This window comes from Neobacillus camarae (genome assembly GCF_054950115.1).
On sequence record NZ_JBUCKX010000003.1, the window covers coordinates 1117771 to 1130235 of the forward strand.

Here is a 12465-nt window from a genome sequence, read left to right on the forward strand (position 1 = left end):
TCATTTAAAACGTTTATTTTAATCGCGAATCCCAACAAATTCCGATAATTTACTTTTACTTCAATGGTATGTATGTTGCATTTTAACACAATCGCTAGCAGACCGGAAATAATTAGCTTATTAACATATATGTTTTTTGGGCCGTTGGGATTCGCATCAAAAACATATGTACCCAATAATGATAACCATTTTTTAAAAAAATAAATCGGTCTTTCCTTGGAATTAATTAATTCGCTTTCATTCAAAATTATTCCTGCCTGCTTATGAAAAAGGTTTCCCTGTCATTATTATAATATGTAATTGAAAAAATGTATAAAGAAAACTCGCCGACTGGCGAGCCCGAAAGGGCGATGACAGAGGCGCAGCTGCCCTTATGCGTTAAGAAAGAATAAAGCTTTCGACAGAAAGTTTATACTTTCTTATTAGCTAAAATAAGGCACGACTGATATCGTGCCTTACCTATTATTAGTTAAAATATTTTACGACAAAGTTCGATCCTGCCAAAACAGGCAGTTCCACCTTGAAAAATTATTTCTTATTTTCAACAAGGAAATCAATCGCTTTTTGAAGTGCAAGATCAGCCTTGATTCCTTCTGTTCCGCCAAGAGCTGCTTTGATGTTATCAACAGTCATATTGTACATGCCTGCCATTTTTTCAAGCTCTGCATTTACATCTTCGTCAGTAGCTTCTAGGTTTTCTGCTTTAGCAATCGCTTCTAATGTTAAGTTGACACGAACGCGCTTGGTTGCATCTTCTTTCATCTGTTCGCGAAGGGCAGCCTCATCTTGACCAGAGAATTGGAAGTAAAGCTCAAGGTTCATCCCTTGCATTTGCAAGCGTTGTTCAAACTCTTGAAGCATACGGTTAGTTTCGCTTTCTACCATAGCATCTGGAATTTCAACTTCTGCATTAGCTGCAGCTTGCTCAACTACTGAATCTTGAATATGATGCTCTGCTTCATGGTTTTTGCTGTCTTGAAGACGAGTGCTGATTTTTTCTTTCAACGCATCTAATGTTTCGACTTCTTCGTCGACATCTTTTGCAAACTCGTCATCTAGTACAGGAAGCTCTTTTCCTTTTACTTCATGAACAGTCACTTTGAAGGTTGCAGGTTTGCCTGCAAGCTCAGCTGCATGGTATTCTTCAGGGAAATTTACTTCAACATCTTTTGATTCGCCAGCTTTCACACCAACTAGCTGCTCTTCAAAGCCTGGGATAAACGAACCTGTTCCTAGCTCAAGAGAGTAGTTATCTGCTTTACCGCCTTCAAAAGCTTCTCCATCCACAAATCCTTCAAAATCGATTACAACAGTATCGCCGTTTTCAGCAGCAACATCTTCTTTCACTACTAATTCTGCATGGCGGTTTTGAAGCTGTTCTAATTCTTTTTGTACATCTTCGTCAGTTACAGTGGTGTCGAATGCTTCCACTTCAAGGCCTTTGTACTCGCCTAATTTCACTTCAGGCTTCACTTGTACAGTCGCTTTGAAAGTAAAATCTTTATCTTTACCCATTTGCTCAAGATCGAAATCAACGTTTTCTGGTTGAGCGATTGGCTCAATTCCTACTTCATCAACGGCATTCATATAAGCTTCTGGAAAAATCACGTCCAAAGTATCTTGGAATAATGATTCAACTCCAAAACGCTTTTCAAACATTGCACGAGGCATTTTTCCTTTACGGAAGCCAGGAACATTGATTTGTTTTACCACTTTTTTGAACGCTGCGTCCAAGCCTTGGTTCACTTTTTCAGCACTTACTTCAAACGTAAGCACGCCGCGGTTTCCTTCTAACTTTTCCCAATTTGCAGTCATACCTATTTTCCCTCCAACATCTATTTCCTTTTTCATTCGTAACGAATATACTGTAGATTTGCCCTGTCGTACCAAGCCAGTTTCTACTTTTTTATGTAAAAATTTTTCCTTTTTACACAATGCAACCCTTACATTATACCACACGTTTGGTTTCTTTCAACATATCATCCTATATATTGGGATAGGAAATTTTCTCTAATTCGATAATATGCTTCATTGCCTGTTCGATTTCATTAGGCAAAACCCCGAATTCATCTGCTATTTCCTGTATGTCCGTATCTATTCCCAAGTATTCATTTCCAAGGAGAATGAAGGCTGCCGCCCAGATGGAAGCCTCGTCCGGCGGCAGGTCAAACGGATAGCTGATAAAATAGATCCGTTCCACTAGTGCAGCAATATTTTCATATAAAGCCGGGTTGTTATGTTCCAGAATGCCGGCGATAAGTTCCTTGACGGCCAGCATTTTCGGTTCCAGTCTGACTTCCGGAAGCAGCACAGGATTCACCCGTTGTTCCCGATTGAACTTTCTGACGGCCAGCTCCCTGTTAATTTCCTGTTCTTTTAATAGAGTTAATAAAACAGTTTTCAGAAGAGGATGGCCCGTATCGGTTTTTAAATATTCTTCCATTTCCATCAAATGGGGCCGGATATTCTTATTCGCCAAGCTGGATACAAGCAGCATTTGTTCGTTAAGGTCATTCAGCTCTATAAGATTTAAGGATGGTGGGGCCGGTTCCTCCTGTGCCTGCTCCTGTTCATTTGCTATGGGAGTATGGTTTTCCGCCATTTTTCTGCTGAACTGGAGGATGTTTGAAAAATGGGACAGTTTTTCTGGAGGGATTTCCATTTCGTCCATCAGCGCTTCAATCGTCGTGACAATTTCCTGATATTCATGGAGCTGAATCAGGACGGTTAAGTACAAGTCCACCATCTTGTAATAGTCCCCAATGCCCTTTAACAGCATTTCCTTGGCCAAAACCTTGGCTTTTTGATAGGACGCCGCTTCGAAATAAGCGAGCACCAGTCCAATAAGGACCTCATCATTATCAGGGTCCAGCTCTTTCGCTTCTTCCAACAAATCGATGGCCTCGGTGTAATTTCTAGAGTGCAAGCTGTCCAGCCCTTTGGCCGTTAATCTTTTTTCAATGCCGGGAAAAAAAATCACATTGTCTTTTCGTTTTACTTGTTCCCGCTTCTTCATACCAATAACCGTCCTTCAAGTGTCATTGGAAAATAGTGTATCATATCGTGTGCATAAAAAAAACTCACCATGAGTGAGTTTTCTTTCAAAACTCATGGTGGCGGGGATTTATTTTAGAATACTTCACTCGCTTCAAAAGTATCTTTGATTAGTCCTAAATCATGGAGCTGCGCAATCAATGTAGTCCACCGTTTTTGCGGACATATAGGAGACCCCTTCGTTGCAGCATCGCCTCCCTATAGGAGATCTTTCCGTGTTTCCGTTTTATACATTTAAAGCTTCTAACTACATTCAGGATTATTCTTTAAAATCATTTCATTGATAGCTTTATATCCGAATTATGGGACATTAACTTACAAAGATTTTTAGTCAATTCAGCTAAAAATTTAAAAAAACAAAAAAACTCACCTTTTTAAAAAGGTGAGTGAATTTCGGTATGTAGTATGGCGTCCCAGGAGAGATTCGAACTCCCGACCGTACGCTTAGAAGGCGTATGCTCTATCCGGCTGAGCTACTGGGACATTTATTTGTTTTCCGAAGACAAGATTTATTATATTACCCTAACATCTGAAAGTCAACAGGTTTTTCATATATTTTTTTGAATGGGGAACCGTCACAGCTCCCCATCGCTTCTTTAAAAAACAAACTCTTTGGACAGGCCATCCAGTTCACGCCCAGAAACGTCATAAACCGCCAATTTTACCGAGTCTTTATCCACATCTAGAATGCAATACGTTTTGTCCACGCGGCCGCGCGGCAGACGGATGCTGCCAGGATTCAAAAATAACGTTCCTTCCACGAGCTCCGCCCCAAGTTCATGGGAATGCCCAAAACAAACCACATCTGCCTTTACTTCTTCAGCCTTGTATTTTAAGTTCATTAATGAGTATTTTACCCCATAATGATGCCCATGGGTGATGTAAAACTTCTTGCCCGCTACATTGGTGACTAGTTCTTGAGGATAATTGCCATAATCGCAGTTTCCTCCCACTGTGAAGTATCCTTCCATTGATTTATCATCAGGCATGAGTTGCGAATCGCCGCAGTGAATCATGATATCGACATCTTTAAGATGCCTTTTCCGAATGACTTCCAGTTCTTTAGTTAGCCCATGGCTGTCGCTGATAACCAGTACCTTGCTCATGGCCGGTCCGCTCTTTCTAATAGGGAGTCCAGCACAGCATCCAATTTCTTCAATGCATTGGCCCGGTGGCTGATTTTATTTTTTTCATCCGCTGAAAGTTCAGCCATCGCCACATCTTTGTCTGGCACATAGAAAACAGGATCGTAGCCAAATCCGTTAGTTCCTCTAGGCTGCTGGAGAATTCTCCCTTCGCAGGTGCCGGATACCGTAAAGGTTTCCTTGCCTGGGATGGCGGTCGCCAAAGCGCAGTAGAACCTTGCTGTCCGTTTTTCTTCCGGTACGCCTTGAAGCTCCGTTAAGAGTTTATTCGTATTGTTTTGGTCGTTTTTTGGTTCCCCAGCAAATCGAGCCGAATAGATACCGGGTCTTCCTTCCAAGGCATCCACCATTAATCCGGAATCATCTCCGATGACCATTCGGTTGAGCGCCCGGGAAATCGTCTCCGCTTTCAGAATCGCATTTTCCTCAAAGGTTTTGCCGGTCTCTTCCACGTCAGGAATTTCCGGAAAATCAAGCAGGGTCCGTACTTCAATTCCCCTTCGTGCAAAAATTTCTTCAAATTCCCTTGCTTTGCCTGGGTTTTTTGTAGCAATAATAACTTCATTCATGATACTCGCCTCTTTTTTCGGGATATTACAATAAAATAACGGCGTTTATATGCCGATATCGGATATCTATTTGTTCCTGCGTGTCTCGATCTTTTGTGAAATTTCCTCACCTAAGGCCGCTTTTTGAAATTCAAACAATTCCATCAGCCCTTCTTGGGCGGCATTTAACAAGCTGTGCAGCTGATCGTAGGAAAACGTAGATTCTTCTCCTGTACCCTGTAATTCCACAAATTCTCCTTTTCCCGTCATGACCACATTCATATCGACATGCGCTTTCGAATCTTCGCGGTAGTTTAGATCAAGCACGGTTTTTCCATCTTGAAGGATTCCCACACTTGTCGCTGCCAAATAGTCGGTAATCGGGAATCTCGGCAATGACCGCCTTTTTGCCAAGTCATTCAAGGCAATCGCCAGTGCCACAAACGCCCCTGTTATCGAGGCTGTCCTTGTGCCGCCATCGGCCTGTATGACATCACAGTCGATCCAAACAGTTCGTTCACCAATCGCTTGAAGATCGACTACCGCCCTGAGGGCACGACCGATTAACCGCTGAATTTCCATTGTCCGGCCGGAAACCTTGCCCTTGGAAGATTCCCTGATATTCCTTGTATCTGTTGCCCGTGGCAGCATGGAATATTCCGCCGTAATCCAGCCTTTTCCCTCGCCTCTCATAAACGGAGGAACCCGCTCTTCTATGCTGGCCGCACAAATGACCTTCGTGTTCCCGACAGAAATTAGAACGGAACCCTCCGGATGCATTAAATAATGGGTCTCAATATGTATCGGTCTTAATTGCAACGGTTCTCTACCATCTACACGCACGAATCTTCCTCCTCTTTCTTTCTTTAAAGCCCTGTACATTAAGAAAGAGGCGGCCTTCAGCCTGCCTCTTTCCTTGTCATTATATAGTATATCAAAAATACTTTCTTAAAAACTACCTGTATTGACTTTTTGCGGACGGGTAACAGGCTCGGATAGCTTTTTACCCTGTTCATTTTTCAACTCCGCCTTGCCATCCACTTGGACCGCCACTTTTTGAATCCCCTTCTGTTCAGTTAACGAAAGCACCAGGGCGTCAAGCAGATGCTGGGAAATCACCTTTTCCTCAAAGCTGCCATAAATATTTTTATCAAAGTTTAAAGTGACGGTCCCATCTTTATATTTTGGTGCATTGAGAAGTTTCACATCCGGCATAAACTCGGAAACAAGATTCGATTGGTCACTCGGCCCCTCAATCAATTGATTGACCGCAGCAGTGACGGGATCCTTCTCACTATTGCTGATCCTGCGCGTAACCGGCACATAATAATAGGAACCTTCCTCGCCGCCAATGTAGTAAACGGTTATTGGCTTCGTGTTCGATATATCGACGACATCTGTCGTATCCAAATTGATTCCGGTGGCCCGGGACAGCTTATCACTAATCGGCGTTCCATTGACCGGCATTTCTGTCAACTCATTCCCATTCATTTTTAATTTAACTGATTTAACATTATCGAATTGTGTCAGAGTCCAAGTAACAGATTGCAGGATTTTCATTTCATCTTCTGGCTGGTAATTTTTAAATTCCTTAGAAAAATTAACGGTTGCCACCCCATCTTTGATATTGACACTAAGTTCAGTATCCTCAGGCAGAACCGCTTTGAAATCATTTGGCAGCAGGTCAGTTACAGGTCCATTGATTACTAAATATTCTAATGCCTGTTTAGCAACAGATGTAGTTTTAGGAAGATTGAGTGTCTGAGGAACTACATACCCATTCTTATCCATGAGATAAAGCTCCGTTTTGATGGTGTTTTCCGTATTTTCGGTATTTTGGCTTTCCTTTTTTCCTGTGTCTTTTTTTTCCTCCACCGAGACAGTTTTTGGCGGATCGATTTTCTTTTGTGTCTCCGCGCCAAACAAGCCGCAGCCGGATAATAAAAGAGAAGAGGTAAGTACTGTGGAACCAAGAATTTTCGCTTTATGTTTGAACATATTTTTCCCCCCAAAGACAGTTTGTACTATCATATATACGAGCCTTTAAAAAAATTAGACCGGCTCAAGGAAGAAAAATTGGACAAAACTTCCTAATTTTTTTCACACACAAAAAAACCCCGTCTGGCAGGGGTGGATTATAGCTTTATTTTTTTCACATGGTCGACAGGGAAACCGAGCCATTGGGAAGCAATCTTGGAAAAAATCCATCTCGAACCGGTTGTGTAATATTCGTGTTCCGGTTCAGATTCACCTGAATCCAAGAGTCCATTATATTGGAGAATTGCACTGATTTCCCGTGCCGTTTCATCGCCGGAACTAATCACAGTGACCTCCTCACCCATTACCTTTTTAACCAATGGCTCAAGAAGCGGATAATGGGTACAACCGAGAATTAGTGTATCCAAATGATGATTCTGCAAACAACGCAATGATTCATTGACTATTTTTTCTGCAATGGGTCCTTCATACTCACCGCTCTCGACTAACGGTACAAACTTTGGACAAGCATGGGCCATGACAAACAGACGGCTGTTTAATGATTTGAGTGCTTTTTCGTAGGCTCCGCTTTTGACGGTGCCTTCGGTTCCAATAATACCGACACGGTAGTTTTTTGTCCGCTTAATAGCGGCACGGGCTCCTGGGTTTATGACCCCAATCACCGGAATTGACAGTTCCTTGCGTATATCATCCAATGCTGCCGCTGTTGCCGTGTTACAGGCAATCACGAGCATTTTTATATTTTTTTCTAATAGAAAGTTGGTCAATTCCCAGGTAAATCGCTTTACTTCATGGGTCGACCTCGGTCCATACGGACAGCGTTTCGTGTCACCCAAGTAAATGATTTTTTCGTTTGGCAGTTGCCTCATTACCTCTTTGGCAACGGTCAATCCGCCTACGCCGGAATCGATCACACCGATAGCTTGCTTCAAACTTTTCGCCCCATTTTTAGCATATGGGCTGGCTCAAGGCAGACGACTGCCCCCAAAAATATCCTGGTGAGGATCAAATTGGAGAGCCCTCTAGCCATGGGCCAGCCTCATCGCCTAAATTCAACTGCGTCTGGACCATGCCGATAGTCGGTTGGCTTTGGCTTCCCATTAACGCATTTCTTGATGTAATTTCACTAAACTGCTGGATAGAAGTTGAATTTCTTCAGATGAGAAGTTTTTCAGTATGTCCTCAAGATAAACTTGACGCTTATTAATCACTTCGTTAATGATTCTTTTCCCTTCATCAAGAAGATGAATTCTGACCACACGCCGGTCATTCGTATCTTTCACCCGCTCAACCAAAAGATTTCGTTCCATACGATCAATTAAGTCAGTTGTTGTACTGAATGCCAAGTACATTTTATTGGATAGCTCGCCAATAGTCATATCCCCGTCTTCAAAAAGCCATTGCAAGGCAACGAACTGAGGAGGTGTTATTTTATAATTGCTTAAAATCTCCCGCCCTTTTTGCTTAATGATTCCTGAGATATAACGTAATTCTTTTTCAATGGTTCTAACAACGTCCAAGTTGCTAGATGGAAGGTTTTCGAGTTTCATGAGCCATACACTCCTAAAATATGCTTCTCCTCATGATTTGATTATAAAGAAAACACGCCGACTGACAATCCCTTCAAGGGCGACGACAGAGGCGTATGTATACCTGATAGAAAAGGTCTTTACTTTTCCATCGGCTGAAAAAGACGTTTTTTGGTTGAACACTTGAAGCATGTCCTTATTTTCTACTTTTTTCACTAAAATTTCAAGCTGGAACTATTCGTATAGTTTAGACAAAAGCAGGTTGTACGGAATCATCCGTTGGTAAAAATTATCCTCTATAAAATGTATGAACCGGCGTCCAAAATGGATGCCGGCCATGTTTAAAGTTCTAGCTCTCCCATACGAAGGAGTTCTACAACTGCTTGTGAACGCCCCTTAACACCAAGCTTTTGCATTGCGTTGGAAATGTGGTTCCGAACTGTCTTTTCGCTGATAAATAATTCACTCGCGATTTCTTTTGTAGTTTTGTCTTGGACTAACAGTTCGAATACTTCTCTTTCACGTTTGGTGAGTAATGGCTTGTGAGTATAATCATTCTCCTTCAAGTATTGTGACCCTCCTTGCCTTCGCCAGTTATGCACCGGGGGTGGGTATATATTTAGTCAACATATCTTATGTGAACGGTTCACTACTAGTGACTAAAATGGTTAAGGTAAAATGCAATAAATATAGGTTTTTCTTCATCTAGAACAACATTTCAGTGAAAAACAGTAAAAAACTCCTATGAATTAGGAGTTTTTTTGTTTTGCATATATAATATACCGCTTTGGTGCATTTCCCACATATCGAAATGGATAGCAAGTCGTCACAATTAATTCCTCTTTTTGATTTTGCAGCGTAATGATACTTGTATCATCGGACTTTACAATTTTGGTATGGGTAATCTCGTAAGTATAGTCTCCATCAGGCATCCGTATTTGAAGTGAATCGCCGATTTCCAACTCTCCTAACCGGCGGAAAACTGTATCCCGATGTCCGGACAAGACAATTTGTCCATTATCTCCAGGAAAATAGGAACCCTTATAGTGGCCGACCCCTTTTGCTAAGTCGTCAGGATCGGTTCCTTCCACAATAGCCAGTTCAGATTTTAATTTCGGGATAACCAAAAGGCCGACAGTATCCCCAAAACTCGGTGCCGGAGTAGCTTCCCCCGTCTTTTGGTCGTTCTTTACCGGATTTTGTTTATTTTCCACCAGCTTCTTTGCTTTTTCAACGGATGCAGCAGTCTGAACTTTGACATCCACGATTTGCCAAACACCAATCCCGATGATGATTAGGCCGACCAAGATAATCAAGAGAGGGAACTTTGATTTCACCTTATAATACCTTCCTTTATCCATTGGTTCTGTTAAATTTGGCTCTTGATTGCAGCGAAAGTCACTCAGCGAACCCGCGGGAGTAAAGCTTATCCGCTCCAAACAACAGAGTTAGAAAAATCGTTTAACAGATGCTTTCCATTAGAACTTGATATTCCAAGTATATCAAACGATAAAAGAATGGACTACAGGATTATCGTTTATACAATATAAAAAGAAAACCCTCTTTTTCATAAAAGAAGGTTTTCTTTGTTGTTGGTCTTTGATATAGTCTTTTAAGCTAAAAATTAAACATGGTCGCTTCCAAAGAAATTTCTGAATGCTTGGAACGTCGTTTCGCGGTTCAATGCAGCAATCGAGGTAGTCAATGGAATACCTTTCGGGCAGGATTGAACACAGTTTTGTGAATTACCGCAGTTGGCAAGCCCACCGTCACCCATAATCGCTTCCAAACGTTCGGCCTTATTCATAGCCCCCGTTGGATGGGCGTTAAACAGACGAACCTGCGACAGCGGCTGTGGCCCGATAAAGTCCGATTTGCTGTTCACATTTGGACAAGCCTCCAAGCAGACACCGCAAGTCATACATTTGGATAACTCATAAGCCCATTGGCGTTTGGTCTCAGGCATGCGTGGTCCTGGACCTAAGTCATAAGTACCGTCAATCGGAATCCAAGCTTTCACTTTTTTCAAGGCATCAAACATTCTGCTGCGGTCCACCTGAAGGTCACGGATAACCGGGAATGTTTTCATCGGTGCCAACCGGACCGGCTGCTCCAATTTATCCACCAGTGCGGAACAAGATTGACGCGGCTTTCCATTGATGACCATGGAACAAGCTCCGCAGACTTCTTCCAGACAGTTCATTTCCCAAGTTATCGGGGTTGATTGCTGCCCCTTTGCATTAACGGGATTCCTGCGAATTTCCATTAACGCAGAAATAACGTTCATGTTGGGACGATACGGTACCTCGAACTCCTCGTCATAAGGAGCAGAATCCGGGGTATCCTGACGAGTTATAATAAATTTGACCGTTTTCGTTTCAGCCATTCCTTCCCACTCCCCTTTTTAATGCTTTGTCGTATAATCGCGCTTTCTTGGCTTAATCAAGGATACGTCGATATCCTCGTAATGGAAAGCAGGAGCTTCGCTTGCACCAACGAATTTCGCCATTGTCGTTTTCATGAATTCCTCATCATTCCGTTCAGGGAATTCAGGCTTATAGTGCGCGCCACGGCTTTCGTTACGGTTGTAAGCGCCAATCGTAATGACCCTTGCCAATTGCAGCATGTTGAATAATTGGCGGGTAAACGCAGCTCCCTGATTGCTCCATTTCGAAGTGTCATTGATATTGATGTTTTTATAGCGTTCTAGTAATTCTTGAATCTTTTCATCTGTTTTTAATAGTTTATCATTGTAACGGACGACGGTTACATTGTCAGTCATCCACTCACCAAGCTCTTTATGGAGAATGTACGCATTTTCCGTACCATCGAGGTTCATAATGTTATCCCATTTTTCCTGCTGTTCTTTCACGTAACGGTCAAAGACGCTGGAAGAAACGGCGTCGGAGCTCTTTTCAAGTCCTTCAATATATCGAACCGCATTTGGTCCGGCAACCATACCACCATAGATAGCTGACAACAATGAGTTGGCGCCCAAACGGTTCGCACCATGCTGTGAAAAATCGCACTCACCAGCAGCAAATAATCCTGGGATATTGGTCATTTGATCGTAGTCAACCCATAATCCGCCCATCGAATAGTGAACGGCAGGGAAAATTTTCATTGGAACTTTACGCGGGTCATCGCCAACAAATTTTTCATAGATTTCGATAATTCCGCCTAGTTTAACATCCAATTCATGCGGATCTTTATGGGAAAGATCGAGGAATACCATGTTTTCGCCGTTAACACCGAGTTTTTGATTGACACAGACATCAAAAATTTCACGTGTCGCAATATCACGAGGGACCAAGTTACCATATGCAGGATATTTTTCTTCAAGGAAATACCATGGCTTACCATCTTTGTACGTCCAAATCCGGCCACCTTCACCACGTGCCGATTCACTCATGAGGCGAAGCTTGTCATCCCCTGGAATGGCAGTAGGGTGAATTTGGATCATTTCCCCATTCGCATAGTAAACCCCTTGTTGATAGACAATCGAAGCAGCTGATCCTGTATTAATAACAGAGTTAGTGGATTTACCAAAAATGATTCCAGGACCGCCTGTAGCCATAATAACCGCATCGGCATTAAAAGACTTGATTTCCATCGTTTTTAAATCCTGGGCGACAATACCGCGGCACACGCCATCATCATCAACAACGGCACCAAGGAATTCCCAGTTTTCATATTTTGTGACTAATCCGGCTACTTCCTCGCGGCGAACCTGCTCATCCAAAGCATACAATAGTTGCTGGCCGGTTGTTGCTCCGGCAAAAGCCGTACGGTGATGCTGAGTCCCGCCAAAACGGCGGAAGTCCAATAATCCTTCAGGAGTACGGTTAAACATAACTCCCATCCGGTCAAATAAATGGATGATGCCAGGTGCTGCATCACACATTGCTTTTACAGGAGGCTGGTTGGCCAGGAAGTCTCCCCCATAAATCGTGTCATCAAAGTGAATCCAAGGGGAATCCCCTTCACCTTTTGTATTTACTGCTCCATTGATACCACCTTGGGCACAAACAGAGTGAGAGCGTTTAACTGGAACCAGGGAGAATAATTCTACCGGTGTCCCATGTTCTGCAACTTTAACCGCAGCCATCAAGCCAGCTAATCCGCCGCCGACTATGATCACCTTTCCTTTACTCATCGTGACTCACTCTCCTAATCCGAGAATCCAATATA

General features: G+C 42.7%; 12 protein-coding genes and 1 tRNA gene. All 13 read right to left on the reverse strand.

The features are described 5' to 3' along the window. Nucleotides 1–528: 528 nt before the first annotated feature. Complete coding sequence (gene tig / locus ACY8D0_RS20925; RefSeq protein WP_462412529.1) at nucleotides 529–1815, reverse strand: trigger factor; 1287 nt, start codon at nucleotides 1813–1815, stop codon at nucleotides 529–531. Between the two features lie 169 nt (nucleotides 1816–1984). After that, nucleotides 1985–3016, reverse strand: a complete 1032-nt coding sequence (locus tag ACY8D0_RS20930; protein ID WP_462412417.1) for a tetratricopeptide repeat protein — start codon at nucleotides 3014–3016, stop codon at nucleotides 1985–1987. Between the two features lie 444 nt (nucleotides 3017–3460). Next, nucleotides 3461–3537, reverse strand: a tRNA-Arg gene (locus ACY8D0_RS20935). A gap of 113 nt (nucleotides 3538–3650) precedes the next feature. Beyond that, nucleotides 3651–4160, reverse strand: coding sequence for a metallophosphoesterase family protein (locus tag ACY8D0_RS20940; RefSeq protein WP_462412418.1), 510 nt, complete (start codon nucleotides 4158–4160; stop codon nucleotides 3651–3653). Continuing rightward, complete coding sequence (locus ACY8D0_RS20945) at nucleotides 4157–4768, reverse strand: XTP/dITP diphosphatase (protein ID WP_462412419.1); 612 nt, start codon at nucleotides 4766–4768, stop codon at nucleotides 4157–4159. Before ACY8D0_RS20945 ends, ACY8D0_RS20940 begins: the two co-directional genes overlap by 4 nt. A gap of 66 nt (nucleotides 4769–4834) precedes the next feature. Further along, on the reverse strand, nucleotides 4835–5590 hold the full coding sequence (rph, locus tag ACY8D0_RS20950) for a ribonuclease PH (protein WP_462412420.1): 756 nt from the start codon (nucleotides 5588–5590) through the stop codon (nucleotides 4835–4837). 105 nt (nucleotides 5591–5695) lie between these two features. Beyond that, a complete protein-coding gene (locus ACY8D0_RS20955; protein ID WP_462412421.1) occupies nucleotides 5696–6745 on the reverse strand; it encodes a GerMN domain-containing protein in 1050 nt (349 codons plus the stop codon). Between the two features lie 137 nt (nucleotides 6746–6882). Beyond that, entirely contained in the window at nucleotides 6883–7677 is a 795-nt protein-coding gene (gene racE / locus ACY8D0_RS20960; protein ID WP_462412422.1) for a glutamate racemase, read from the reverse strand. A 168-nt stretch (nucleotides 7678–7845) separates the two neighbouring features. After that, on the reverse strand, nucleotides 7846–8295 hold the full coding sequence (locus ACY8D0_RS20965) for a MarR family winged helix-turn-helix transcriptional regulator (RefSeq protein ID WP_462412423.1): 450 nt from the start codon (nucleotides 8293–8295) through the stop codon (nucleotides 7846–7848). Between the two features lie 320 nt (nucleotides 8296–8615). After that, a complete protein-coding gene (locus tag ACY8D0_RS20970) occupies nucleotides 8616–8840 on the reverse strand; it encodes a helix-turn-helix domain-containing protein (RefSeq protein WP_042459328.1) in 225 nt (74 codons plus the stop codon). 183 nt (nucleotides 8841–9023) lie between these two features. Beyond that, nucleotides 9024–9611, reverse strand: coding sequence for a class D sortase (locus ACY8D0_RS20975; RefSeq protein WP_462412424.1), 588 nt, complete (start codon nucleotides 9609–9611; stop codon nucleotides 9024–9026). Nucleotides 9612–9898: 287 nt separating this feature from the next. After that, nucleotides 9899–10660, reverse strand: a complete 762-nt coding sequence (gene sdhB / locus ACY8D0_RS20980) for a succinate dehydrogenase iron-sulfur subunit (RefSeq protein ID WP_462412425.1) — start codon at nucleotides 10658–10660, stop codon at nucleotides 9899–9901. An 18-nt stretch (nucleotides 10661–10678) separates the two neighbouring features. Further along, nucleotides 10679–12430, reverse strand: coding sequence for a succinate dehydrogenase flavoprotein subunit (sdhA, locus tag ACY8D0_RS20985; protein ID WP_462412426.1), 1752 nt, complete (start codon nucleotides 12428–12430; stop codon nucleotides 10679–10681). Between the last annotated feature and the right edge of the window lie 35 nt (nucleotides 12431–12465).

Bases quoted from the DNA above. Each gene is read 5' to 3' on its own strand.
- sdhA (WP_462412426.1), bottom strand. From the start codon at position 12,430: ATGAGTAAAGGAAAGGTGATCATAGTCGGCGGCGGATTAGCTGGCTTG.
- sdhB (WP_462412425.1), bottom strand. From the start codon at position 10,660: ATGGCTGAAACGAAAACGGTCAAATTTATTATAACTCGTCAGGATACC.
- ACY8D0_RS20930 (WP_462412417.1), bottom strand. From the start codon at position 3,016: ATGAAGAAGCGGGAACAAGTAAAACGAAAAGACAATGTGATTTTTTTT.
- ACY8D0_RS20965 (WP_462412423.1), bottom strand. From the start codon at position 8,295: ATGAAACTCGAAAACCTTCCATCTAGCAACTTGGACGTTGTTAGAACC.
- ACY8D0_RS20940 (WP_462412418.1), bottom strand. From the start codon at position 4,160: ATGAGCAAGGTACTGGTTATCAGCGACAGCCATGGGCTAACTAAAGAA.
- ACY8D0_RS20955 (WP_462412421.1), bottom strand. From the start codon at position 6,745: ATGTTCAAACATAAAGCGAAAATTCTTGGTTCCACAGTACTTACCTCT.
- ACY8D0_RS20945 (WP_462412419.1), bottom strand. From the start codon at position 4,768: ATGAATGAAGTTATTATTGCTACAAAAAACCCAGGCAAAGCAAGGGAA.
- tig (WP_462412529.1), bottom strand. From the start codon at position 1,815: ATGACTGCAAATTGGGAAAAGTTAGAAGGAAACCGCGGCGTGCTTACG.